Source organism: Clostridium sp. 1001283B150210_160208_E6, from assembly GCF_015669365.1.
GTDB classification, from domain to species: domain Bacteria; phylum Bacillota; class Clostridia; order Clostridiales; family Clostridiaceae; genus Clostridium; species Clostridium paraputrificum.
The window spans coordinates 19319-44385 of record NZ_JADPAA010000021.1 but is presented as its reverse complement, the minus strand read 5'-3'; the positions used below and the strand labels follow the sequence as shown (position 1 = coordinate 44385).

The window sequence follows — 25067 nt, the reverse complement described above, 5'->3', positions numbered from 1 at the left end:
AGAGAATTCAAATTCATGAATTCTCTTCTTTCTTTTTATCCGATTGTATCAAATTTATTTTGATACAGCCCCTTTTTTTACGTCTAGGAAAATATGTAAAACACGTACATTCTCAAGATAAAATGTTATTAATTTCGAAACATGTTTTTAAAGTATATAAATTAATGAATATATAGAAAAAAGTTATTATAATAATTTTAAATAGTGTAGACAAATTAAGTTAATTGTATAGCTAATTTGTAAGATATTCGAAGATAAGAAGTAATTCACCGAAAAATGTGTTGAATTCTTCTGAAATACTTTTAAAGCTATCATAACTTCCAATTGGAACAGATAAGGTAGAGGCTTTAGCTAATTTAGAATTTTTATTAGCTGTAAAGGAAATAATTTTAAATCCATGATTATTAGCTTCTTCAACTAGTTCTACTAGTCTAGAGGTTTTTCCAGAACGTGATATAGCTATTATTAATAGGTTATCCTTATTTTCTGGGGAAAGTAGTTGAAGATGTAGTGTATGTGCACAGCTGTATCCTTTTAGAAATAAAGCTTCACTAATAAAATTAGATATTATATCTGAAAAACCCATGCCAGTTATAACAATTTGTTTATTCTTATATTCAGAAAGAATTGAATTAAATTCTTTCTTATAAGGTTTTACAGTATTATAAAGTTTTGAATATGCATTTTCATTATTATTTTCACTTTTATTATAAGTGTAGGATATGTAATGAATCATATCAGAATAACCTTCAAAACCTAGTTTTTTTACTAATTTATATACCATAGATGTTGAGGTATAGTTATCTGATGCAAGTTTTCTTATACCTATAGATTTTATTTCATCAATATTATCATAAAGATACTGAAGTAACTTTCTTTCTAATGTATCTAGATTGTGTTTATGAGATAAAAGTTCAATATTCATTAAATCACCTCTAAGGTATTATACAATAAGCTAATTAATAATTAAAATATAAAATTAACAAAGGAGAATGTACTATGAGCAACAAATTCACTCAAGACCCATGGGCAAGAACAAAAACTCGTAATGGACTAAATGGAGATGAAGTTATATCAGCTCTACAAAAGTCTATTAGAAGAGGACTAGTTGAGGAGGCATGTAAGTTTGCATATGAAATGTATATTACATCACCTCAAATGGAAGACAAGCTATGGAGAAGACTATTAACAATAACTGTTGAAGATATTGGTATGGGAGATCCTAATGCAGCTATATTAGTAAATAATCTTAACCAAATGAGATTACAATTTGATTATGCAGATGGAGATAGACCAATATACTTTATTCATGCTATAAGATATCTTTGTGCATGTGAAAAGGATAGATCAAGCGATCTTCTTAAGAACATTGTAATAAAAGGATTTGCTATGGGTGAGGTTCCAGAAATACCTGACTATGCATTAGATAAGCATACAGTAAGAGGAGCTGAAATGGGAAGAGACTCATTCCATTTCTTAAATGAAGCAAGTAAGGTTATACCTCAAATGGAAGTAGACAATGACTATAAAGAACGTTATGGAAAAATCTTAGAAACATATAAGCCAGAAGAGGCAGTTGAATCAGCATTTAAATTCAATGGATGGCAATACTAAAATAGCATGGTAGGAGGAAGTGGGCTATGGAAGGAAATAAGTTTTTAGATAAATTAGATAGGGTTTTATCACCAATAGGAAGTAAGTTAGGAAATCAAAGACATTTAAAGGCAATATCTGCTGGTATGATGATGCCTTTAGCATTAATTGTTGTGGGAGCATTATTCTTAGTTATTGCAAACCCACCTATAAATCCAGATTTAGTTAATGCAGATACTGCAAATTTCTTTGTTAAGGGATTATTATCTTGGAAAGAATTCGCTGTTGAAAATTATGCTATGTTAACAGCACCATTTAATATGACAATGGGTATGTTTGGACTTATGAGTGCATTCTCAATTGCATACTCATTAGCTAATGAATATAAAATGAAAGCTTCTATTTCAGGATTAATCTCATTATCAGTATTTTTAATGATTTGTGCACCAGCTGTAGAAGGTGGAATTTCTACTCAATATTTAGGAGCAGATGGATTATTTGTAGCAATTATTATATCTGTACTATCTGTTGAAATATCAAGATTCCTAAAAGTTAAGGGTCTTGAGTTTAAGTTACCAGATTCAGTACCATCAGCTGTAACATCATTTATTAATTCAATATTACCTGTAGTAGCTAATATAGTAATTCTTTATGGATTAAATATTATATTAGTTTCAAGCTTAGATAAGAATTTACCAGATGCTATAATGGGAATTTTAACACCAGCTTTATCTGTAGTAGATAATTTATGGGGATTCATATTCTTAATAACTTTTTCTAACTTGTTATGGCTATTTGGAGTTAACGGAACTTCAATTATATTCCCTATAGTATTTTCATTAGGTATAGCTAACAGTGGATTAAATGCAGAATTAGTATCAGCAGGACAAGCGCCAACAAACCTTATGAACTTACAAATGTTTAGAATAGCTATCATGGGTGGAGCAGGTAATACAATAGGATTAATTATTCTTATGATGAAGAGTAGATCAACTCATTTAAAGACATTAGGAAGATTATCAATAGTACCTGGAATGTGTGGAATAAATGAACCAGTAATATTTGGTGGACCAATCGTGTTTAATCCAATACTTGCAATTCCATTTTTAATTACACCTATAGTGTCAGTATCACTTACATATTTTGTTCAAAGTATAGGGTTAATTACACCAGGATACATAGTTGACCCATCATTTACTCCTTTCTTTGCACAAGCTTATTTAAGCTCATTAGATTGGAGAAATGTAGTTTTCGTATTCTTATTAATACCAATATCAATGATAATATACTATCCATTCTTTAAGATATTTGAAAAGAAGCAACTTAAGGAAGAAGGAATTAATTAAAAATATAAAAAGATAAGTTGTTAACTTCGTATGTTTTTAAGAACTTAAGAACTTAAGAAGTTATAGTAAAAATCAGGTGTTAAGTGGATTGTGCTGGAATGAATTCTAATTAGAAATAATTTGTTTTTAGATATACAATAACTTTTAGTAAAATATATAAAAGGAGCTATCGCTATTCTCTTCTGAATGCGATAGCTCCTTTTTTAATACCTTAAGTACGAAGGGAATATATATTTATTTTTCTGTGACTTGGAGCTTGCGACGGAACGAGCAAAATAAATATCTACCCTACCTTTTTTATTTTACAAGTACAAAAATATCTTTAAATGATTGACGTGTTTTTATAGGTTGAGGATTTTTTCTGTAGCCTAAAGCAATCATTAAAGTTACATAAAACTTATCTGTATCAAGTAAGTTTCTCTCTACTAAAATTTTATTTACAGCATCTAAATCAAATCCTCCAATAGGACATGAATCTATTTTTTCAAAAGCAGCAATTGTCATCATATTTGCACAAGCTATATATGTTTGCTTTGTTGAATAGTCAAGAAGCTGTTCTTCTGTTTTTAGTTTGCTCTCCTCAAAACTCTTCATTATTTCTTTATATTTTTCAGAAACTTCATCTGGCATGTGATGAACATCCTTTAAAATATAGTTTATGAAATCTGAATTATATCTAATTTGGTTAGGAGTTCTACTTAGAGCAATAACTAAATGGCTACAGGATTGGATTTGCTTTTGTCCACCCCAGGAGACAGAACCAAGTTCTTTTTTTAGCTCTTCATTTTCTATAATTAAAAATTTCCATGGTTCAATTCCCATAGAGCTAGGAGAAAGACGTGCACTTTCTAATATAACATTAAGCTCATCTTCGCCTATTTTCTTTGAAGGGTCAAATTCCTTACAAGCGTGTCTAAAATTTAATGCTTCTAGTATTTCTTTGTTATCCATATAATAATCCTCCTATTATTGTATTTATAGTATTATTGTTTCAAAAATATCTTAACTAATTCGTAATTGTTAATAGAAAATTATAGGATATAATGTAACAAAAGAGTAGTTCGGGGGGTAAATTATATGGAGGGGAAAAAATATATAAAGGTTCTGAAAAAAATGATGGTTACATTTATGTGTATATTGGTAATTATTCTTTGTGGAGCCTTAGTAATAATAAATAATGTACAAGCAAAAGGTGAGAAGAGAATAGTTACAAAGGATACTCTTCCAGAAAAAGTTGATGCCATTATAGTCCTTGGGGCAGGTGTTAGAGAAGATGGTACCCCTTCAGATATTTTAACTGATAGGTTATCAACATCATTAGATATTTTAAATATGGGAGTAGAGGGAAAACTACTTCTTTCAGGGGATCATGGAAAAGAAGGATATAATGAAGTTGGAACTATGAAGGATTACATTTTAAAGAATTCAGATATAAAGGAGAAGGATATTTTTTTAGACCATGCAGGTTTTTCAACCTATGATAGTATTTATAGGGCTAAAGATATTTTTAAGGTTGAAAGTGCCATAATTATAACTAATGAATATCATCTACCTAGAGCTTTATACTTAGCAGAGAAGCTTGGCATAGATGCTTATGGATATACCTCAGATAAGAGAGAATACTACTATATGGATGCTTATAAGAAGAGGGAGAAGATTGCACAGTTAAAAGATTTTTTGTTTGTAAATGTATTGAAGCCTGAACCTAAATTTTTAGGAGATTCAATTCCAGTTAATACAAGTGATGGAAGAGATACAGAAGGATAAAAGAATAGTTTATAGAATATTAAAAGAAAAAAAGGTTTTGCAAAAAGCAAAATCTTTTTTCACGTTTAGGAAACTTGAATAACAAAGAATAGTCTTTTATGGAAGATTAATGCAAGATAAAGTATAATAAAAATCAGGAGCAAAACTTCTGATCTTTTATTTTTAAAAATATATAAATATAAGAACTTAAGAACTTAATAATAAATTATGGTATTTAGTATAAAGGTGAAGAGAAGTACATATGGGAGGAAACAATGATTAAGTTACGTCTTAAAGATATAAGTAAAGTTGTTAATAGATATGCAAAAGTTATTTCAAGTATTGTAAATATCGATGTTGAGATAGTTGATGAGAATTTAATTAGAATAGCTGGAACTGGATTATATAGTAATAAACTTAATGAGAGTATAGATAGGGTTGGATATGTTTATAAGCATGCATTAGCTACAGGAGAAATTCAAATAATTAATAATCCTGGAGAAAATGAATTATGTAAAAACTGTGAGCAATGCGGAAATTGTATAGAAGAGATGGAGATATGTGTTCCCATAAAATATAAAGATGAGACCTTTGGAATTATTGGATTAATTTGTAGTAGCTATGATCAAAAGAAGAGACTAGAAGGTAATTTAACTAATATGGTATCGTTCTTAGAGCAAATTGGGGAATTAATTGCAGCAAAAATAATTGAAGAGAATGAAGTTGAATTAAATCGTTTGAATCTAAATTTTTTAAAACAAATATTGGATTCTGTTGATAATGGTGTAATACCCATAAAGAGAGATGGCACAATACAAAATATTAATTACTGTGGATTAAAAGAATTAAAACTGAGTCCAAGTGTAATAGGTAAAAATATAGAAATTACCGAGGTAGAGGAGTATTATCATGGAAATAGAACTTTTAAAATAACAATTGAAGAAAAAGAATTTAATGTTGTTGGCAAGCTTATTCCCAATGTAGTTGGCATAGATGAATGTGATAAGATATTGATATTTAATAAGTTACATAAGTTACAAGAGGATGCCTTAAATATTTCTTTAGGGGATAATAAAACAAATACGAAGTCAATTTTAGGAGAATCAAAAGCAATAAAATCATTAAAAAATAAAGTTAAAAGAATAGCAGATTCAAAATCTACTGTATTAATAACTGGAGAAAGTGGAACAGGGAAAGAATTAGTAGCAAGAGCTATACATTCAGAAAGCGATAGAAAAAATAAACCATTTATAGCAATTAACTGTGGAGCAATTCCTGAAACTCTTCTTGAAAGTGAATTGTTTGGATATGTTAAAGGTGCTTTTTCAGGGGCAAGTTCTAGTGGAAGAATAGGTAAGTTTGAGTTAGCAAATAAAGGTGTAATATTTTTAGATGAAATAGGAGACATGCCTTTATATCTGCAAGTAAAATTATTGAGGGTATTGCAAGAAAGAGTAGTTGTTAGAATTGGGTCAAATCAATTACAACACTTGGATATAAGAGTTATAGCTGCAACTAATAAAAATCTAAAAGAACTTGTAAAGGAAGGAAAGTTCAGAGAGGATTTATATTATAGGCTTAATGTAATTCCTATAGAGGTACCTCCACTTAGAGATAGGGAAGATGATATAGATATTATTACAAAGGGATTATTAAATAAATATAATCAAATTTATAATAAGTATGTTCATTCAATTGATAATGACGTAAGAAATATTATGCATAAATATAGTTGGCCAGGAAATATACGTGAATTAGAAAATGTTGTTGAATTTATGGTAAGTCTTTCTGATGAAAGTGGAATAGTAAAGAGAAGTATGCTACCTAAATCTTTTGTTGATGCATATCAAGAAGAAAAGGATAAAAATAAATTTAGTTTTTTAGAGAATAATGAAATAAGAACATTAAAGGATATTGAAAAGGAGTATATAACTAAGGTTTTAGAGGAATATGGTTACGATACAGAAGGAAAGAAAAAAGCAGCAAAACAATTAGGTATTGGACTAGCTACACTTTATAGAAAGCTAGATGATATGAAATGATTATCATTTTGAGAAAAAGTATAGATAATATTATCAAATTAGAAATATAGAATGTTTTAAGCGATTATCATTTTGAGAATTAATTCTCAAAATGATAATCGCTTGTTTTTTATATATAAATTTAATAAAGAAATAGCTTTTATAAAGGGCAAAATGAGATTAAAGTGTATTTTTCCAGTGAAAAAATAAAGAAAAAACTGGCATGAAATTTGCTTTAAGAATAAGCATAGGAGGGATGAAAATGATTGAGAATATTAAATGGAAAGAAAATACATTACCTAAGGTAAATAAGGATGATTTATTAGATTTTTTAAGTATTGAGGAAGTATCTAAAGCAAAAAACTTTCATAGTAGTTTTCCTCAATACTCAGAGACACCTTTAGTAAGTTTGGATAATTTAGCAGACTCTTTAGGACTAGGTGGAATATTTATTAAAGATGAATCCTACAGATTTGGATTAAATGCATTTAAGGTATTAGGTGGATCCTTTGCCATGGCTAAATATCTAGCAGAAAAGTTAGGAAAGGATATTAGTGAATTACCTTATGAAAAAATGATTTCTAAAGAAGTGAGAGAAGCTCTAGGAGAAATTACTTTTGTAACAGCTACTGATGGAAATCATGGAAGAGGAGTTGCATGGACAGCTAATCAATTAAAACAAAAGTCTGTAGTGTACATGCCTAAAGGATCTTCTTTAATAAGATTAGAGAATATTAGAAAAGAGGGAGCAGAAGCAAGTATAACAGACATGAATTATGATGATGCTGTTAGATTAGCAGATAAATATGCTAAGGAGCATAATGGAGTAGTAATTCAAGATACTGCATGGGAAGGATATGAAGATATTCCAGCATGGATAATGCAAGGTTATGGAACAATGGGACTTGAAGCTTATAATCAGCTTAAAGAATATAAGGTAGAAAGACCTACTCATATATTTATTCAGGCAGGTGTTGGTTCTTTAGCTGGTGGAATCCAAGGATTCTTTGCTTCTGTTTTTGGAGAAGATTGTCCTAAGACTGTAATAGTAGAAGCAAATAAGGCAGATTGTTTATACAAATCAGCGGTTGCAAATGATGGTGAACCAAGAGTTGTTGGTGGAGATATGCAAACTATTATGGCTGGACTAGCATGTGGTGAGCCTAACATAATTGGATGGGAAGTATTAAAAAGTTGTTCAAAGGTATTTGTTTCTTGTCCTGACTGGGTAGCAGCTAAGGGGATGAGAATACTAGGTAATCCTTTAAAAGAAGATAAGAGAGTAGTATCAGGAGAATCAGGTGCTGTTACAACAGGCTTAATATATGAAATTATGAAAAATGACGATTATAAAGAATTAAGGGAAAAATTAGAATTAAATGAGGATTCAAAGGTATTACTTTTCAGTACAGAAGGGGATACAGATCCTGAGAAATATAGAGAAATTGTTTGGGAAGGAAATTATTAATATATAAGGAGATAAGGGTATGTTAAATGAAAAAAGAAAAGAAGAGTTAGTAAATTTATGTAGAGAAATGGTTCAAAATCAATCAATATCAGGAGAAGAAGGACAAGTAGTAGGAGTTATTAAGAAAGCTTTAAAAAACTTAGGATATGATGATGTTTATGTTGATGCATATGGTAATGTAATTGGCCATATTAAAGGAAGTAAGCCAGGTAAGAAACTTTTATTTGATGGGCATATTGATACAGTTCCAGTTCCTGATGATTCTAAATGGACATATTCACCTTTTGGAGCAGAAGTAGTTGATGGAAAGATTTATGGTAGAGGAACTTCTGATATGAAGGGACAAACTTCAGCTATGATTTCTGCTGCAGCTTATTTTGCAGAAGATGTTAAGAAAGACTTTGAAGGAGATATTTATGTAGCGGGTGTTGTTCATGAAGAATTATTTGAAGGTGTAGCATCAAGAAGCATTAGCTCATTTGTAAAACCTGATTATGTAATAATTGGTGAATCATCAGAAATGAACTTAAAAATAGGACAAAGAGGAAGAGCAGAAATTGTTATAGAAACTTTTGGAAAACCAGCTCACTCAGCTAATCCAGAAAAAGGTGTGAATGCAGTTTACAAGATGTCAAAGGTTATTGAAAAAATTCAAGGAGTAGAAACTCCTGTACATCCTGTACTTGGAAAGGGAATTTTAGTATTAACAGATATTAAGTCATCCCCATATCCAGGAGCTTCTGTTGTACCTGATTACTGTAAAGCAACTTTTGACAGAAGATTATTAGTGGGTGAAACTAAGGAATCTGTATTAGCTCCAATAGAAAAGATTTTAGAAGAGTTAAGAAAAGAAGATGCAGAGTTAAATGTTAAGGTTTCATATGCAAGAGGAAATGAAACTTGTTATACAGGTGAGGTAATAGAAGGAGAAAGATTCTTCCCAGCATGGTTATATGATGAGGAAGATGAATTCGTACAAGCAGCATATAAGGGATTAAAGAATGCTGGAATTAATCCTGAGATAACTCAATACTCTTTCTGTACTAATGGTTCTCACTATGCAGGAGAAAAAGGTATAAAGACAATAGGATTTGGACCATCTAAAGAAAATTTAGCTCATACTATTGATGAATATATAGAATTAGAACAATTATATACAGGAGCTGAAGGGTATTATGAAATCTTAAAGTCTGTTTATAAAAAGTAATTTAAGAGGGTGATGGGTGTTGAAAGTTCTAATTAAGAATGGAATTATCGTTGATGGAACAGGAAAGAAACCATTTAAAGGTGATTTGTTAATTGAAGACAGTAGAATAAAAGAAATAGGGAAAGTTAGTGAAAATGCTGACAAGATAATAGATGCAAAAGGTAGAGTAGTATCTCCAGGTTTTATAGATACTCATAGTCATTCAGATTTAATGATTTTAGTAAATCCTTATAATGAAATAAAAATAAGACAAGGGATTACAACTGAGGTTTTAGGACAAGATGGTATATCAATGGCTCCATTACCTACTGAATTTATAAGTCCTTGGAGAAAAAATATAGCTGGTCTTGATGGAGATACAGACGAAATTGATTGGGAATATGAAACAACAGAAAATTATCTAAAGATGATGAAAGATAATGGAGTTGGACTTAATGAATGTTATTTAGTTCCTCATGGAAATGTAAGAATGGAAGCTATGGGGTTAGGCAATAGACCTGCTACAGATGAAGAAATCTCTAAGATGTGTGAAATAACAAGAAGAGAGATGGAATCAGGAGCCTTTGGACTGTCTACAGGTTTAATATATATTCCTTGCGCCTATGGAAGAACTAATGAACTTATAGAAATGTGCAAGGTAGTTGCTGAATATGATGGTGTCTTTGTTGTACATCAAAGAAGTGAGGCGGATACAATTGTAGATTCTATGAAGGAAGTTATAGAAATTGGTAAGAAGTCTGGAGTAAAGGTGCATTTTTCACACTTCAAGGTATGTGGAAAGAACAACTGGAAGTATATTGATGAAATGGAGAAATTACTAGAAGAGGCTGAAAAAGAAGGTATTAGGGTATCATTTGATCAATATCCATATGCTGCTGGTAGTACAATGCTTGGAGTAATTTTACCACCTTGGGCTCATGACGGAGGAACTGATGAGCTTATGAAGAGACTACAATCAAAAGAACTAAGGGATAAAATGATTTATGATATGGAACATGGCATACCAGGCTGGGATAACTTTGTAGATTTTGCAGGCATAGATCAAATTTTTGTAACAAGTGTAAAAACTGAAAAAAATAAAGATCTTATAGGTAAGAGCTTAGAGGAAATCGGAAAAATCAAAGGTAAAGATCCTTTAAATGCAACTTTTGACTTATTATACGAGGAAGAAAATGCTGTAGGAATGGTAGATTTCTATGGATTAGAAGAACATGTAATAAAATTCCTATGTAGAAAAGAACAAAATGTATGTACAGATGGTTTGTTATCAGGGAAACCACATCCTAGAGCATATGGATCATTCCCAAGAATATTAGGAAGGTATGTAAGAGAGAAAAATATTTTATCTGTAGAAGATGCTGTCTATAAAATGTCAAAGAAAGCAGCTGATGCATTTGGAATTAAAGAAAGAGGAGAATTAGCCAGGGGGAACTTTGCAGATATAGTAATCTTTGATTTAGATAAAGTATGTGATAAGGGAACTTATGTTGACCCAACTCAATATCCAGAAGGAATAGATTATGTAATCATAAATGGTGAAGTTGTAATAGAAGAAGGTGTATACAACAAAATTAAAGCTGGTATGGTGGTAACAAAATAAAGGTAGGTAGAGAGAGATGTTAATAGGTAATGGTAGATTGATAACCCATGATAAGGAGAATTCCTATTTAGAAGATGGATGTATATACATTGATGGAAACATTATTAAAGAAGTAGGAAAGACAAAGGATTTAAAGGATAAATATTTAAATGAAGAGTTTATCGATGCAAAAGGAAATGTAATAATGCCAGGAATTATCAATCCCCATCATCATATATATAGTGCTTTTGCTAGGGGGATGAATCTAAATAATCCCCCTGCAAAGGGATTTATAGATATATTAGAAAATTTATGGTGGAGATTAGATAAGGAGCTAACAATTGAAGATACAAGATATAGCGGATATACAACTTTAATAGATTGTATTAAGTATGGAGTTACTACAGTTTTTGATCATCATGCAAGTCCAATGCACTTAGAGGGAAGTGTATTTGAATTAGGAGATGTGGCAAAAGAGTTAGGTATAAGAGCTTGTTTGTGTTATGAAACTTCTGATAGAGATGGTGAAGAAATTTTAAATAAAGGTATAAAAGAAAATATAGATTTTATAAAACATGCAAACAACCAAGATGACGATATGATTAAAGGAATGTTTGGAATGCACGCATCCTTTACATTAAGTGATGAAAGCTTATATAAATGTGCGGAAGCAATGGAAGGCATAGACTCTGGATATCATATACATACCGCAGAAGGAATAGATGATGTATATGATTCATTAAGAAGAAGCGGAAAAAGAGTAGCTGAAAGATTAATGGATTTCGACATATTAGGAAACAAGACTCTAGCAGTTCATAGTATACATTTAAATCCTAGAGAGTTGGATTTAATAAAAGCTACTAAAACAAATATTGTTAATAATCCTGAATCTAATATGGGGAATGCTGTAGGATGTGCCCCTGTATTAAATATGATTGAAAGGGGAATTAATGTAGGTCTAGGTACAGATGGATATACTTCAGACATGTTTGAATCAATGAAGGTTGAAAATATAATTCAAAAACATAACTTGTGTGATTCTAATGTGGCTTGGGTGGAAACACCAAAAATGATTTTTGAGAACAATGCTAAGATTGCCAATAAATTCTTTAACAATACATTGGGAGTAATTGAAGAAGGAGCTTATGGTGATGTAATTATTGTTGAATATAACCCATTAACGCCAATGACTAAAGATAATTATAACAGCCATATAGTATTTGGTATGTGCGGGAAATCTGTATTAACAACAATTGTAAATGGAAAGGTTTTAATGAAGAATAGAGAATTAATGGAAATTGATGAGGAGAAAATATTCTCTAAATCAAGAGAATTATCAAAGAAACTATGGGATAGAATCTAAATTCGAAAAGAGGAATTGGGTATGAATAATGAGAGTATGAATGTGGCTCCTGTTGATGAAAAGTTACCTGTAGGTAAAAGCTTAGCATTAGCACTTCAACACGTATTAGCCATGTGTGCAGGTGCTGTAGCAGTACCAATAATAGTTGGTAATGCAGCGGGGCTTTCACAAAGTGAGATTGTTTTTTTAATAAATGCAGATTTACTAATTGCAGGAGTTGCTACCTTAATTCAAACCTTAGGACTTGGTTCTAAAATTGGAGCTAAGATACCAATGGTAGAAGGTACAAGCTTTGCAACTGTTAGTGCTATGGTTGCAATAGCAGATTCCTATAAAGGTGACTCTTTATCTGCTATGACTACAATATTTGGAGCAGTATTAATAGCAGGTATATTTACATTTTTTATGGCACCTGTTTTTGGAAAGCTATTAAGATTCTTTCCAAAGGTGGTAACAGGAACAGTGGTATCAATTATAGGATTATCCCTTATCCCTGTTGCTGTAAGATGGGCAGCGGGAAATGATGCTACATCTCCAAGTTTTGCAAGTGCAGAAAATATTATTATGGCACTTGTTACATTAATACTAATAATTTTAATGAATAAGTTCTTAAAAGGAATGTTAGGAAACCTATCAATTCTATTAGGTCTTGTATTAGGTACTGTAATCGCTTCCGTAATTGGAATGACTGATTTTACAATGTTTAAAGAAGCTGGATGGTTTAGTTTGAATTTACCATTTCACTTTGGTATTCCAAAGTTTGAAGCATCAGCAATTATATCTCTTATTTTAGTTGTATTAGTAATAATGACAGAAGCTACAGGAAATATAATTGCAATTCATGAGATGGTCGGTAAAGATTTAGATGACAAAAACTTAGCAAGAGGTTTAAGGACAGATGGATTAGCAACAATGTTGGCTTCTATATTTAATACTTTTCCACATACAGCCTTTGCACAAAACATAGGTTTAGTTGCTTTAACAGGTGTGAAAAGTAGGTTTGTAGTAGCAATATCTGGAGGAATATTAATTCTATTAGGGTTATTCCCTAAAATGGCAGCATTATTTACTTGTATACCATATCCAGTACTGGGGGGAGCAGGCTTTGTAATGTTTGGAATGGTTATTTCAGGTGGAATTAAAACTTTAAAATCTGTAGAGTTTGATGGAAATAAGAACTCATTAATAGTTGCAGTAAGTATTGGTCTATCAATGATTCCAACAGTTGTTCCAACTTTTTATCAGAATTTTCCGGAGTGGGTAAATACACTTTTCCATAGTGGAATTACCACAGGAAGCCTATGTGCAATATTACTTAATTTACTATTCAATATCTTAGGAGAGAAGAAAGAATATTTAGTACAAACAGATTATTCTAAAGAAGTTTAAATAGAGGAGTGAAAAATATGGCAAATTTAAATGTTAATATATTAGGAATGAAATTTGAGAACCCTATCTTTACAGCAGCTGGACCAGGTGCTAAAGATGGAGATTTATGTGTAAAAGCTGTGGAAGGAGGAGCAGGTGGACTTGTGACTAAAACAATATCTGTTGATCCAGCACCAGTACCAAGACCTTGTATGGCAAAAACTAATTCAGGTTTTTTAAATACTGAATTATGGTCAGAGCTTCCAAAGGAACAATGGATAGAAAAAGAATATAAGAGAGCTAAAAGTGCTGGAGTTCCAATGATAGTAAGTATGGGCTATAAAGCAGAAGATATAGAAAAGATAGCACCATTAGTTAAGCCTTATGCAGATGCAGTAGAGTTATCAACTCACTATGTTGGAACTGATGTAAAGCCAATAGTTGATGCAATGAAGGCTGCTAAAAAGGCATTAGATTGTCCTGTATTTATGAAAATGAGTCCACATACTGATATTCAAACTATTGCAAAGGCTTTAGAGGATGCAGGTGCAGATGGATTAGTAATGATTAATTCTTTTGGTCCATGTATGTCAATAGATTTAGAAACAGGATATCCAATAATGGGAAGTCAAAAGGGATATGGCTGGTTATCAGGAGCACCAATTAGACCTTTAGCAGTAAGAAATATATATGATGCATCAAGGGTTGTTAATATTCCAATAATAGGAGTTGGAGGAGTAACTTGTGGAAGAGATGCAGCAGAAATGTTAATGGCAGGAGCATCAGCAGTTGAAGTTTGTACAGAAGCAATTTTAAAGGGACCTGGAATATATGGAAAAATAGCGAAAGAGTTAAATGCTTTCTTAGATGAGCATGGATATAAAGATGTAAAAGAAATTATTGGACTATCACATAAAAAGGCTGATGAAAGAACATTCAGGACAGAAGCTATTCCGCCTGTAGTAGATAATGATAAGTGCATAAAATGTGGTCAATGTAGAGTTAGTTGTGTATATGATGCAATTACTATTGAAGATGTTCTTAAGATTGATGAAGATAAGTGTTTTGGTTGTGGATTATGTGTTACAAGATGTCCAAAAGGAGCATTAACTATTCAATATAAATAAGAAGGTGCAATATATGGGTATTGTTTTAAAGGGTGGTACAATAGTTTCTTCGAAAGATTCATATATAGCTGATATAAGAATAGAAAATGGGATAATTAAAGCTATGGGAGAGAATCTAGAAGTTGATGGAGATGAAGTAATTAATGTTTCAGGGAGATATATTCTCCCTGGAGGAATTGATGCTCATACACATTTTGATTTAGACGTTGGAGTAACAAGAACTGCAGATAATTTTGAAACAGGAACTAAAGCTGCATTAGTTGGTGGTACTACAACAATTATTGATTATGCAAATCATATAAAAGGACAAAGATTTTCAGATGATTTAAGGCATTATAGTACTTTAACAGATGGAAGATGTTATTGTGACTATAGTTATCATCTAAGTATAACAGAATGGAATCAAGATTTTTCTGAAGAAATGGAAGAGATGGTTTTAAGAGGGATACCTTCTTTTAAGATGTATATGGCATATAAGGATACTCTTCAAGTAGAGGATTACGAAATAGAAGAAGCATTAAAAAAAGCTAAAGAATTAGGGATTGTACTTTCATTTCATTGTGAAGATGGTGATGAAATAGTTAAAAATGTTTCTAATCTTCTTTTAGAAGGCAAGACAGAGCCAAAATATCATGAGATTTCTAGAGGAGATGAGGTTGAGCTAGCTGCTGTTAAAAGGATTTTAGATATATCTGAAAAGGTTGATTATCCAGTATATATAGTACATCTAAGTACTAAAAAGGCCTTAGATGAAATAATTAGAAGACGTAAATCAGGAGTTAAGGTAATTGTAGAAACATGTCCTCAATATCTTTTGCTAAATAAAGAAGCTTATAAAGGAAAAGTTGATGACGGTTTTAATGGAGCAAAATATGTTATGTCTCCTCCATTAAGATCAGAAGAAGATAATGATGCTTTATGGAAAGGTATCGCTAATAGTAACATACAAATTCTTGCTACAGATCATTGTTCTTTTAATTATAAGAATCAAAAAGAAATAGGATTAAAAGATTTTTCTAAAATACCAAACGGAGCACCAGGAGTAGAGCATCGCATGATATTACTTTATTCATTTGGAGTAAGAGAAGAGAGAATTTCTATTAATAAACTAGTAGAAATAACCTCTGAAAATCCATCTAAGATTTTTGGATTATACCCGAATAAGGGAGTAATAGCAGAAGGTAGTGATGGGGATATATTAGTTCTAAATCCAAGTGAAGAAGAGGTAATAACATGGAAAAATCAAACTCAAAATGTTGATTATACTCCATATGAGGGATATAAGGTAAAAGGAAAAATAGAAAGGGTATTCTTAAGAGGAAAAGAAGTAGTTAAAGATGGAAAGCTACTTTCTGATAAGGCCTTTGGACAGTTTGTAAGTAGAAAAAGGTTGAGAGATGAGGTGCAAAAGTATGGTGAATTTTAAATTGAATGGCAGAGATGCAGAGATTGAAGAGGGGAGAACTCTTATTAATTATTTAAGAGAGGAATGTGACCTTACTTCAGTAAAAAATGGTTGCGGGGAAGGTGCTTGCGGTGCATGCATGGTTTTAGTTGATGGAAAGGCTACAAAAGCATGTATCTTAAAGTCAGATAAGATAGAAGGAAAGGAAATACAAACTGTTGAAGGATTAAGTGATAGGGACAAAAAGGTATTTGCTTATGCCTTTAGTGAAGCAGGTGCAGTACAATGTGGATTTTGTATTCCTGGAATGGTAATTAGTGCAAAAGCTTTACTTATTAAAACTTTAAATCCTACATTAGATGAAGTGAAAAAGGCATTAATGGGAAATATCTGTAGATGTACAGGCTATGTAAAAATTGAAAAAGCAGTACTTATGGCAGCAGAAATCCTTAGGGAAAATAGAGATGTTCCAACAGTATTCTGTAAGGGTATTGTTGGGGAAGAGATGGGAAGAATTGATGCAGAGGATAAGATATTAGCTGAAGGCGAATATGTAGATGATATGAAAATTGATGGTATGATATATGGATTTGCATTAAGAAGTAAATATCCAAGAGCCTTAGTTAAAAATATTGATTATTCTCATGCAGAGAAGTTAGAAGGAGTAGTTAAGGTAGTAACTTCTAAAGATATACCTGGAGAGAGATATGGAGGACACTTAAAGAAAGATTGGCCAGCTCTTATAGAAGTAGGAGAGGAAACTAGATATGTAGGTGATGCTATAGCTTTGGTTGCTGCAACTTCAATGGACATTGCAAGGAAGGCAGCAGACCTAATAAAAGTGGATTATGAGGAGTTAGAACCGCTATCATTACCTGAAGAAGCAATGAAGGAAGGCGCTCCTAAAATTCATAAGGATGGCAACATTCTAGTAAGGGAAGTCTTAAAAAGAGGCAATGTAGATGAAGCTCTTAAAAATTCTAAGTATGTTGTTACTAACCATTACTCAGTTCCATTTACAGAGCATGCATTTTTAGAACCTGAATCTGCCATGGCAGTTCCAACAGAAAAAGAATTAATAGTTTATACAGGTAGTCAAAGTGTTTATGATGATTTACATGAAATAACTCACTTATTAGGATTAGGTGAGGATAAGGTTAGGATAATATCTAAGTATGTAGGTGGAGGATTTGGTGGCAAAGAAGATATGAGTTGTCAACATCATGCTGCATTACTAGCATACTTAACTGGAAAGCCTGTAAAAATGACTTTGACAAGGGCTGAAAGTATTAAGGTTCATCCAAAGAGACATGCGATGGAGATGGAGTTTACAACAGCATGTGATGAAAATGGCAAGCTTACAGCAATGAGAGCAAAGATAATTGCTGATACTGGAGCTTATGCATCTCTTGGTGGCCCAGTATTACAAAGAGCATGTACTCATGCAGCAGGTCCATATAATTATCAGAATTCAGAGGTGGAAGGAATTGCAGTATATACTAATAATCCTCCAGGTGGTGCATTTAGAGGTTTTGGTGTTACGCAATCAGCTTTTGCTACTGAATGTAATATAAATCAATTAGCAGAGTTAGTTGGAATATCACCTTGGGAATTTAGATGGAGGAATGCAATTGAAGCAGGACAAGAGTTACCAAATGGCCAAATTGCAGATCCTGGTACAGCTTTAAAAGAAACTTTATTAGCTGTAAAAGATGTATATGACAACAATGAATATGTTGGTATTGCCTGTGCATTTAAAAACTCTGGTATTGGAGTAGGACTTCCTGATATAGGAAGATGCATCTTAGAAATAAAAGATGGAAAGGTTCATATAAGAAGTTCAGCAGCTTGTATTGGACAAGGTTTAGGAACAATATTAACTCAAATACTATGTCAGACATTAGATATTACTCCAGATAAGGTAGTATATGAAGCGCCTGATACTAGAAGAACACCAGATTCAGGTACCACAACGGCATCAAGACAAACAACTTTCACAGGAGAAGCTGTTAGAGTAACTGCTTTAAAAGTTAAGGAAGCTTTAAATGGAAGAACTTTAGATGCTCTTAATGGGCAAGAGTTCTATGGTGAGTTCTCAGGAGTAACAGATAAAATGGGAAGTGATAAAAAGAATCCAGTAAGCCATGTTGCTTATGGGTTTGCAACACAAGTTGTTATTTTAGATGAAAATGGAAAATTAAAAAAGGTTGTAGCAGCTCATGATGTTGGTAAAGCTATAAATCCAAAGAATGTTGAAGGGCAAATTGAGGGTGGAGTAGTTATGGGATTAGGATATGCTCTTACTGAAGATTATCCTTTAAAAAATAGTGTGCCTACTGCAAAATTTGGAACATTAGGGTTATTAAGAGCAACAGCAGTACCAGAGATAAAGGCTATGGTTATAGAAAAAAATACTAATGATTTATCTTATGGTGCTAAAGGGGTAGGAGAGATAACATGTATCCCTACTGCACCAGCAGTTCAAGGTGCTTATTATAAATTTGATGGAGTATTTAGAACTAAATTACCATTAGAAAATACTTTTTATAAAAAGTCAAAAAAATAGAATTATTGATTTGGAGGAAATGAAAATGAATAAAGAAATAATTAATACAGTAAATGCGCCAGCAGCTATTGGACCATATTCACAAGGAGTTAAGGTTGGAGATTTAATATTTACATCAGGTCAATTACCAATTAATCCTGAAACTAAGGAAATACCTGAAGATATTAAAGAAGCAACAAAGCAAAGTATAGAAAATGTTAAAGCTATACTAGAAGAGAGTGGATCAGCTCTAGAAAATGTTATTAAGACTACTGTATTTTTAAAGGATTTAAATGACTTTGCTTCAGTAAATGAAGTGTATGGAGAATTCTTTAAAGAGAATCCACCAGCTAGAAGCTGTTTCCAAGTTGCAAAGCTACCAATGGATGCACCAATAGAAATTGAAGTGGTTGCAGTTATCAATAAGTAGAAAAGGAATAGTCAGCGAAGATTACTTCGCTGACTTATAAAAGATATGGAAACTAAAAATATATTTTTAACTGGTAAAAAGAGAAGTGGTAAAAGTACCATGATAAATAATATTCTTAATGAATTAGATATAAATTATTCTGGATATAGGACTTTACCATATTACATAAATAATGAAGCTAGAGGGTTTTACTTAAATGGATATGTAGATTGTGTAGGTAATAATAGCCCGATTTCCATTAAGATTGGAGAAGAAAAATGCATTCCAATCCTTGAAAGTTTTGAGGTTGTAGGTGCATCTATATTAGAAAAAAGTATTGAGTGTAGAAATACAAAGCTTATTCTTTTAGATGAAATAGGAAGGTTAGAATTTAATGCATATACATTTAAGAAGAGGATAGTGGAGGCATTAGATAGTAATAAAGTTGTTTTAGGAGTATTACAAAAAGCTGAGAATGAATTTCTAATAGATATAATTAAGCGTGAAGATACTGTAGTTTTTGACATAGATAACTTAACAAATTATGAAATAAATGAAGTCAATAAAATGATATTAGACATTATAAAATTATTGTTAAAAGGGTGAGGTAAATTATGAAGAAGTTTAAGAAAATTATGAGCCTATTTATTATAGGAATATTGATGAGCACATTTGTTGTTGGCTGTGGTTCAAATAATGTGGAATCTAAAGATAATAAAGTAACAGTTGTAGACCAGTTAGGTAGGGAAGTTGAATTAGATGGTACACCTGAAAAAATAGTATCTAGTTATTATATTTCAACATCTCTTTTAATTAATTTGGGGGTGCAGGATAAGTTAGTTGGAATAGAAGCTAAAGCAAAGACCAGGGAAATGTATAAGAAGGTAGCGAAAGAATTAATAGATCTACCAGCAGTAGGTACTTCCAAGGAGATTAATGTAGAAGAGTGTGCTAATTTAAATCCAGATTTAGTAATTATACCTACTAGATTAAAAGAATTTATACCTAAGTTTGAAGAATTAAAGATTCCAGTAATAGCTATAGAACCTGAGACATTGGATCAGTTTAAAGAAACAGTTAAATTAATTGGTAAGGCAGTAGGAAAAGAAGAAAAGGCTAATAAGCTTGTAAATTACTATGATGATACCATTTCTAAGGTTAAAGAATTAAATAAGAACCTTACAGAAAAACAAAATGTATATTTAGCAGGTAGTGATAGTGTTTTAAAAACATGTACATCTAAGATGTATCAAAACTATATGTTCGAAGTATGTGGAGGAGAAAATGTTACAAAAGAACTTACAGATGGATATTGGACAACCATTTCTGTTGAAGAATTAGTTAAAAAGAATCCAGATGTAATTTATATGGTTGGATATGCAAGCTATTCTAAAGATGACATTTTAAAAGATGAAAGACTTAAAGGAGTAAATGCTATAAATAATAATAAGGTTTATGTGTTTCCATCAACTTTAGAAGCATGGGATTATCCAACTCCATCATCTATGTTAGGAATTCTATGGCTTGAAAATAATCTACATCCAGATTTATATTCTAAAGAAGATTATATAAAGGATGCAAAAGAATTTTATAAAGAGTTTTATGATATAGAAGTAAGCGAAGAGGAACTTGGCCTATGACATTAAAGAAATCTATATTATTACATGGAATAGTTCTTTTTATTTTAATATTAGTATCATTAAGTATAGGAAGATATAATATAGAGTTTAAAGAAGTTATTAAAACCTTGTTTAGTATGGATACAAACTCTCAGGATTTTAATTTATTAATGAATATTAGGATTCCTAGAGTATTACTTGTTGTAATTAGTGGTGGAGCCTTAGCATTATCAGGAATGGTATTTCAAAGTATATTTCAAAATCCATTAATTTCACCTGATGTATTAGGAGTTACTTCAGGGTGCTCTTTAGGTGCAGTTGTAGCTATAGTATTATTTTCTTCATCAACAATATTATTACAAGTTATGTCATTTATTTTTGGAATAGGAGCAGTGATTTTTTCAATGCTCCTTTCTAAAAATATGAAAAGCAATAAGGTTTTGGCCTTGGTTATTTCGGGAATAGTAACAGGAGCTATAGCTTCAGCTTTTATAATGATATTTAAATATTTTGCAGATCCATATAAAGAGCTTCCAGCAATTGATTTTTGGCTTATGGGAGGTTTTTATAATAGTTCATGGTCTAAGGTAGTTATAGTATTCATACTAACATTAATAGCATCATTAGTACTATTTTTAGTTAGATGGCAGCTTAAAGTTTTAACCATGGGAGACACTCAAGCAAAATTATTAGGCGTTAATGTAAATGGAATTAGAATAGTTGCTATATTAGCAGCAACATTATTAGTTTCAGCTGTTGTTTCAGTTGCAGGTGTTGTAAGTTGGATTGGAATTTTAGCACCACATATAGTTAAGTCTTATTCTAAAGATGATATTTCAAAGATAATGCCTACAACATTACTAATAGGTGGAATATTGATGATAATAGCAGATACAATTGCAAGAACAATATCAACAACAGAAATACCTATAAGCATATTAACATCATTAGTGGGTGCTCCATTTTTAGTATATCTACTATGTAGAAAGAAGGGATTAGTATAGATACATCTAAAAAATTAATAATTGAAAATTTAAGCGTTAATTATGATGAAAAAGAAATTTTAAAGAATGTAAACATCAAATTGAAGCCAGGAGAGACAACTATACTATTAGGTCTTAATGGAGCAGGAAAGACAACTCTTTTGAAAACTATTTCTGGATTAGTAAAATATAAAAATGGAAAAATTAAATATGATAATAATGAGTTTTTAAAGTGGAGTAATAAGGAAAGAGGAAAATTAATATCTTATATACCTCAATATATACATACAAATCAAAACTATATGGTAGAAGATATTATCTTAATGGGAATAACACCTTACTTAGGTATTTTTGATATGCCTTCAGAAGAACATTATAAGATGGTTGATGATATTCTAAAGAAATTAAATATTTATCATTTGAAAAATAAGTGTATTGGAGAGTTAAGTGGGGGAGAAAGAAGAATGGTTTATCTAGGAAGAATACTTATGCAAGAGTGTAAAATCCTTCTTTTAGATGAGCCTAATACATTTTTAGATTATGTAAGGCAACATGATTTTTTCTCATTTATAAATAAATTTATTAAAGATAATAATTTAATAGCTCTTGTGACTGTTCATGATATTAATTTGGCTTTAAGATATGGCGATAAAATTGTAATATTAAGTGATAAAAGTGTAGTGGAAACTATAGATTGTACAAAAGAAGGCTATGAAATAAAATTTGTTGAATGCATGAAAAGGGTATATAACAGAGAATTGGAATTAATATATACAAAGGTAGGACCAATGGTAGTATGTTAAAAAAATCATGTATAAAGATTAATGCCATTATTCTAGCTGCTGGAAATAGTAGTAGATTTAATGGAAATAAGTTATTATCCATTTATAATGAAAAGCCCCTAGCAATGCATATCATAGAAAAGAGTTTTGAGGTGGGGTTTAAGGATATAATTTTAGTTACCCAATATAGTGAGCTTAAAGAAATGTTAAAGGATAGAGATATTAAAATTATTAGAAATTGTATGCCAAACAAAGGTATATCTTATTCAATAAAGCTTGGATTAAAAGAGTGTAGGAATTGTGATGGGGTAATGTTTTTAGTATGTGATCAACCATATATTTCAGATAAAACTATGAAGGATTTAATAGAAATATTTAAAGAAAATCCTGATAGAATAATAAGTTCTAAGTATTGTGGCAAACTAAGAAATCCCAATATTTTTCCAAAGAAATATTTTAAAGAACTTTTAGAACTTAATGGGGATATGGGAGGAAAAAGTATAATATTAAATAATTTAAATAATGTTTTTGAATATGAAATTGAAAATGAGCTTGAAGTTTTAGATATAGATACAAAGGAAGATCTAAATAAAATAAATACATTAATTTAAGAGGACTTTTTAAAGTCTTCTTTTTTAAATTGTAAATATATAACAAAGTGGGACGATAATATAAATAAGAATAGGAAGGGGGAAAGCCTATTATGTGGAGAACTACTGATATTAATAAGATTGTAAATAAGTATGAGGTAAAAAAGGTATATGGGGGGAAAAGGCCGTCAAAGATAAGGGATGATGGAGGTAGAGGGGAAGAAAAAAATAAGAGTTTTAAAGAAGCTTTAAAAGAGCAAAAAAAGGATGGCTCTAAGGAAGAAATAATAGTTCAAGCAAAGGAAGAGATAGAGGAAGGTGTTATTGTATCATCTTCACTAAGAAACTTAATACAGAAGAATAATGTTTTAGATAGAATTATAGAAGAGGAAATCCAAAATCATTTAAATTTAAATAATTTAGTAGAGGATCTTTGTAATGAAGAAAAATAAAAGGTGGAAGGGTAAACCTTCCGCCTTTTAGCATAATCCGCCTTTTCCTCCACTAGAGTTGTTGTTACCGCCACAAAGACCTCCGCCTCCACTGCCACCAGTTTTAGCATTTGAAAAGTTTTGTTTATATGAACCAACTTTTTGATTAAGCGTATTCATGGCAGAAACATATTCGTTATTATAAGGATTAAGGGTTGCAGCCTTATTTATATGGTTAACACCAGATTCAACCCATCCTTTCTTAAGTAACAAAACACCTTTTAAGTAATTCCATTCTGCAGATGAGATATCAGAAACTAAATTAAGCCTTGTTTCAGCAGCAACGAAGTCATCATCTTCTATCATTTCACGTACTTCTTCACAAGCAATGTTATGAGAGATTATTCGATAAGCTTCATTTGCTTCGTTAAGCTTTTCAGTATAAAATGTTTTAATGGAATCATCTTGAAGGTCATCAGTATTATAAGTTTGTACTATTTTTTGATAAGCTTGATTTACTTCACCCTCAGAAGAGTGAGGTAATACACCAAGAACTTTATAAGGATCCATAAATTTGTATACTCCTTGCATTCTATTGCTTTGATATAAATATACTCATAGCTTTAATAAAATATGATTATATTTATCCATTAATCCTAAATTAATGACGTTTTCGATTATTTCTTTATTTTTAACTAAAGGTAAGTCATTTAGTTTTTCACTACAGCTAGAAGCTAGTGTCATTAATATTAAATCTACCTTTTCCCTAACTATATCTAAAAGTTCTTCATAAGAATAATTCTTTTTATTATAAACTTTGGAGATGGGATTAAACTTACCTCCTTCCATATCTTCTTTTAAATCGTCAAAAGCATCAATTAAATATATCCATTTTCCAAAGTAATAGCCAAATAGATATAAGTTATTTCGTGCCTCCTTTCCAGCGTCTTTTAGCTTAAAAGGACATTCCTTAAGAACTTCCCCAACTATATGACTAAAGGGATGACTAATTTCATCAAGAGAACTAAAATTTCCACTACGCTCTAAGGAGTGAAGCTTATTTAAATTATCTTTAATGATATTATCTAAATTATTGTTAGATATTTTTTTGTAATAAGGAGTAAGTGATTTTACTAATGCTAAACTTTTTAAACTATTATTATCTAAATAGTCATCTAGAAGTTTGTAGTATATTAAAGCCATATTTAAATCTGTGGCATAGTCTAAAGCACTATTTGCTTCAATACACTCTCTGTTTTCTAATGGATGTTTAAGACATTTTGTTTTGAAGGATTTTGTATCTTCAGAATTTAGTCCATCCATTAATACAGCAAAAAATGTAGCGTCATAGTTTAACCCAAGTCTGGGTATGTTTCCAAATTTATTTTTTATAGAATAGCACATGCCACAATAATAACTTCTAAACTTTTCGTAATCTTTCAATTTAAGTTCACTCATTAAAGGTGTGATATAACCAAACATTTC

Annotated in this window: 23 protein-coding genes; 19 read left to right on the top strand and 4 right to left on the bottom strand. The window is 31.1% G+C overall.

The genetic code is table 11. The features are described 5' to 3' along the window. Window positions 1-232: 232 nt before the first annotated feature. A complete protein-coding gene (locus tag I4V16_RS16235) occupies window positions 233-925 on the bottom strand; it encodes a MurR/RpiR family transcriptional regulator (RefSeq protein ID WP_195617139.1) in 693 nt (230 codons plus the stop codon). A gap of 74 nt (window positions 926-999) precedes the next feature. Between I4V16_RS16235 and I4V16_RS16230 the strand changes: the two genes are divergently transcribed. Both I4V16_RS16230 and I4V16_RS16225 read left to right on the top strand, forming a co-directional pair. After that, on the top strand, window positions 1000-1614 hold the full coding sequence (locus I4V16_RS16230; protein WP_027099650.1) for a hypothetical protein: 615 nt from the start codon (window positions 1000-1002) through the stop codon (window positions 1612-1614). Between the two features lie 26 nt (window positions 1615-1640). After that, complete coding sequence (locus I4V16_RS16225) at window positions 1641-2939, top strand: PTS transporter subunit EIIC (RefSeq protein ID WP_049180122.1); 1299 nt, start codon at window positions 1641-1643, stop codon at window positions 2937-2939. 297 nt (window positions 2940-3236) lie between these two features. Here I4V16_RS16225 and I4V16_RS16220 read toward each other — a convergent pair whose 3' ends face one another. Continuing rightward, window positions 3237-3890, bottom strand: a complete 654-nt coding sequence (locus I4V16_RS16220) for an NAD(P)H-dependent oxidoreductase (RefSeq protein WP_049180123.1) — start codon at window positions 3888-3890, stop codon at window positions 3237-3239. Window positions 3891-4016: 126 nt separating this feature from the next. On the opposite strand from I4V16_RS16220, the gene I4V16_RS16215 reads away from it, so the two are divergent. The 17 genes from I4V16_RS16215 (at window position 4017) to I4V16_RS16135 (ending at window position 23603) form a co-directional block, all read left to right on the top strand. Next, on the top strand, window positions 4017-4706 hold the full coding sequence (locus tag I4V16_RS16215; RefSeq protein ID WP_195966933.1) for an ElyC/SanA/YdcF family protein: 690 nt from the start codon (window positions 4017-4019) through the stop codon (window positions 4704-4706). A gap of 254 nt (window positions 4707-4960) precedes the next feature. Then, window positions 4961-6727 (top strand): sigma 54-interacting transcriptional regulator, encoded by a 1767-nt coding sequence (locus I4V16_RS16210; RefSeq protein ID WP_049180125.1) that lies wholly within the window; start codon window positions 4961-4963, stop codon window positions 6725-6727. A gap of 241 nt (window positions 6728-6968) precedes the next feature. After that, window positions 6969-8174, top strand: coding sequence for a diaminopropionate ammonia-lyase (gene dpaL / locus I4V16_RS16205; protein ID WP_180269527.1), 1206 nt, complete (start codon window positions 6969-6971; stop codon window positions 8172-8174). A gap of 19 nt (window positions 8175-8193) precedes the next feature. Beyond that, a complete protein-coding gene (locus tag I4V16_RS16200) occupies window positions 8194-9381 on the top strand; it encodes a YgeY family selenium metabolism-linked hydrolase (protein WP_049180127.1) in 1188 nt (395 codons plus the stop codon). Between the two features lie 16 nt (window positions 9382-9397). Next, a complete protein-coding gene (locus tag I4V16_RS16195; RefSeq protein WP_334212293.1) occupies window positions 9398-10981 on the top strand; it encodes a D-aminoacylase in 1584 nt (527 codons plus the stop codon). A 16-nt stretch (window positions 10982-10997) separates the two neighbouring features. Beyond that, window positions 10998-12323 carry a putative aminohydrolase SsnA gene (gene ssnA / locus I4V16_RS16190; RefSeq protein ID WP_111937127.1) on the top strand — a complete coding sequence of 442 codons (1326 nt, stop codon included), beginning with the start codon at window positions 10998-11000 and terminating at the stop codon, window positions 12321-12323. Window positions 12324-12344: 21 nt separating this feature from the next. Further along, window positions 12345-13712: a nucleobase:cation symporter-2 family protein gene (locus I4V16_RS16185; RefSeq protein WP_099329624.1), complete on the top strand. Its 1368-nt coding sequence runs from the start codon at window positions 12345-12347 to the stop codon at window positions 13710-13712. A 17-nt stretch (window positions 13713-13729) separates the two neighbouring features. Continuing rightward, a complete protein-coding gene (locus I4V16_RS16180) occupies window positions 13730-14818 on the top strand; it encodes a 4Fe-4S binding protein (RefSeq protein ID WP_049180130.1) in 1089 nt (362 codons plus the stop codon). Window positions 14819-14831: 13 nt separating this feature from the next. Continuing rightward, a complete protein-coding gene (hydA, locus tag I4V16_RS16175) occupies window positions 14832-16244 on the top strand; it encodes a dihydropyrimidinase (protein ID WP_099329625.1) in 1413 nt (470 codons plus the stop codon). Beyond that, entirely contained in the window at window positions 16231-18789 is a 2559-nt protein-coding gene (gene xdh, locus I4V16_RS16170) for a selenium-dependent xanthine dehydrogenase (protein ID WP_099329626.1), read from the top strand. The genes hydA and xdh overlap by 14 nt, the downstream gene beginning before the upstream one ends. A 25-nt stretch (window positions 18790-18814) precedes the next feature. Next, the gene (locus I4V16_RS16165) at window positions 18815-19198 is read left to right on the top strand and encodes a RidA family protein (RefSeq protein WP_049180133.1); all 384 of its coding nucleotides are present in this window, start codon (window positions 18815-18817) and stop codon (window positions 19196-19198) included. A gap of 45 nt (window positions 19199-19243) precedes the next feature. Further along, window positions 19244-19783: a nucleoside-triphosphatase gene (locus tag I4V16_RS16160; protein WP_065423219.1), complete on the top strand. Its 540-nt coding sequence runs from the start codon at window positions 19244-19246 to the stop codon at window positions 19781-19783. An 8-nt stretch (window positions 19784-19791) separates the two neighbouring features. Next, window positions 19792-20817, top strand: coding sequence for an ABC transporter substrate-binding protein (locus I4V16_RS16155; protein ID WP_049180135.1), 1026 nt, complete (start codon window positions 19792-19794; stop codon window positions 20815-20817). Further along, window positions 20814-21800: an iron ABC transporter permease gene (locus tag I4V16_RS16150; RefSeq protein ID WP_049180136.1), complete on the top strand. Its 987-nt coding sequence runs from the start codon at window positions 20814-20816 to the stop codon at window positions 21798-21800. Before I4V16_RS16155 ends, I4V16_RS16150 begins: the two co-directional genes overlap by 4 nt. Then, window positions 21791-22582, top strand: a complete 792-nt coding sequence (locus tag I4V16_RS16145; RefSeq protein WP_316137059.1) for an ABC transporter ATP-binding protein — start codon at window positions 21791-21793, stop codon at window positions 22580-22582. The genes I4V16_RS16150 and I4V16_RS16145 overlap by 10 nt, the downstream gene beginning before the upstream one ends. After that, on the top strand, window positions 22576-23172 hold the full coding sequence (locus tag I4V16_RS16140) for a nucleotidyltransferase family protein (protein ID WP_049180138.1): 597 nt from the start codon (window positions 22576-22578) through the stop codon (window positions 23170-23172). Before I4V16_RS16145 ends, I4V16_RS16140 begins: the two co-directional genes overlap by 7 nt. A 92-nt stretch (window positions 23173-23264) precedes the next feature. Beyond that, window positions 23265-23603 (top strand): hypothetical protein, encoded by a 339-nt coding sequence (locus tag I4V16_RS16135; protein WP_049180139.1) that lies wholly within the window; start codon window positions 23265-23267, stop codon window positions 23601-23603. A 27-nt stretch (window positions 23604-23630) separates the two neighbouring features. On the opposite strand, the gene I4V16_RS16130 is transcribed toward I4V16_RS16135, so the two are convergent. Continuing rightward, window positions 23631-24152 (bottom strand): J domain-containing protein, encoded by a 522-nt coding sequence (locus I4V16_RS16130; RefSeq protein WP_049180140.1) that lies wholly within the window; start codon window positions 24150-24152, stop codon window positions 23631-23633. Between the two features lie 45 nt (window positions 24153-24197). Then, a complete protein-coding gene (locus I4V16_RS16125; RefSeq protein ID WP_099329627.1) occupies window positions 24198-25064 on the bottom strand; it encodes a DUF5685 family protein in 867 nt (288 codons plus the stop codon). Window positions 25065-25067 lie beyond the last annotated feature (3 nt).

What these genes read in the sequence shown, in the direction of transcription:
- ssnA (WP_111937127.1), top strand. Translation starts at nt 10,998, where the DNA reads ATGTTAATAGGTAATGGTAGATTGATAACCCATGATAAGGAGAATTCC.
- I4V16_RS16125 (WP_099329627.1), bottom strand. Translation starts at nt 25,064, where the DNA reads ATGTTTGGTTATATCACACCTTTAATGAGTGAACTTAAATTGAAAGAT.
- I4V16_RS16230 (WP_027099650.1), top strand. Translation starts at nt 1,000, where the DNA reads ATGAGCAACAAATTCACTCAAGACCCATGGGCAAGAACAAAAACTCGT.
- I4V16_RS16185 (WP_099329624.1), top strand. Translation starts at nt 12,345, where the DNA reads ATGAATAATGAGAGTATGAATGTGGCTCCTGTTGATGAAAAGTTACCT.
- I4V16_RS16130 (WP_049180140.1), bottom strand. Translation starts at nt 24,152, where the DNA reads ATGGATCCTTATAAAGTTCTTGGTGTATTACCTCACTCTTCTGAGGGT.
- I4V16_RS16215 (WP_195966933.1), top strand. Translation starts at nt 4,017, where the DNA reads ATGGAGGGGAAAAAATATATAAAGGTTCTGAAAAAAATGATGGTTACA.
- I4V16_RS16160 (WP_065423219.1), top strand. Translation starts at nt 19,244, where the DNA reads ATGGAAACTAAAAATATATTTTTAACTGGTAAAAAGAGAAGTGGTAAA.
- I4V16_RS16135 (WP_049180139.1), top strand. Translation starts at nt 23,265, where the DNA reads ATGTGGAGAACTACTGATATTAATAAGATTGTAAATAAGTATGAGGTA.
- xdh (WP_099329626.1), top strand. Translation starts at nt 16,231, where the DNA reads ATGGTGAATTTTAAATTGAATGGCAGAGATGCAGAGATTGAAGAGGGG.
- I4V16_RS16165 (WP_049180133.1), top strand. Translation starts at nt 18,815, where the DNA reads ATGAATAAAGAAATAATTAATACAGTAAATGCGCCAGCAGCTATTGGA.
- I4V16_RS16200 (WP_049180127.1), top strand. Translation starts at nt 8,194, where the DNA reads ATGTTAAATGAAAAAAGAAAAGAAGAGTTAGTAAATTTATGTAGAGAA.
- I4V16_RS16150 (WP_049180136.1), top strand. Translation starts at nt 20,814, where the DNA reads ATGACATTAAAGAAATCTATATTATTACATGGAATAGTTCTTTTTATT.
- I4V16_RS16235 (WP_195617139.1), bottom strand. Translation starts at nt 925, where the DNA reads ATGAATATTGAACTTTTATCTCATAAACACAATCTAGATACATTAGAA.
- I4V16_RS16220 (WP_049180123.1), bottom strand. Translation starts at nt 3,890, where the DNA reads ATGGATAACAAAGAAATACTAGAAGCATTAAATTTTAGACACGCTTGT.
- hydA (WP_099329625.1), top strand. Translation starts at nt 14,832, where the DNA reads ATGGGTATTGTTTTAAAGGGTGGTACAATAGTTTCTTCGAAAGATTCA.
- dpaL (WP_180269527.1), top strand. Translation starts at nt 6,969, where the DNA reads ATGATTGAGAATATTAAATGGAAAGAAAATACATTACCTAAGGTAAAT.
- I4V16_RS16140 (WP_049180138.1), top strand. Translation starts at nt 22,576, where the DNA reads ATGTTAAAAAAATCATGTATAAAGATTAATGCCATTATTCTAGCTGCT.
- I4V16_RS16155 (WP_049180135.1), top strand. Translation starts at nt 19,792, where the DNA reads ATGAAGAAGTTTAAGAAAATTATGAGCCTATTTATTATAGGAATATTG.
- I4V16_RS16210 (WP_049180125.1), top strand. Translation starts at nt 4,961, where the DNA reads ATGATTAAGTTACGTCTTAAAGATATAAGTAAAGTTGTTAATAGATAT.
- I4V16_RS16225 (WP_049180122.1), top strand. Translation starts at nt 1,641, where the DNA reads ATGGAAGGAAATAAGTTTTTAGATAAATTAGATAGGGTTTTATCACCA.
- I4V16_RS16180 (WP_049180130.1), top strand. Translation starts at nt 13,730, where the DNA reads ATGGCAAATTTAAATGTTAATATATTAGGAATGAAATTTGAGAACCCT.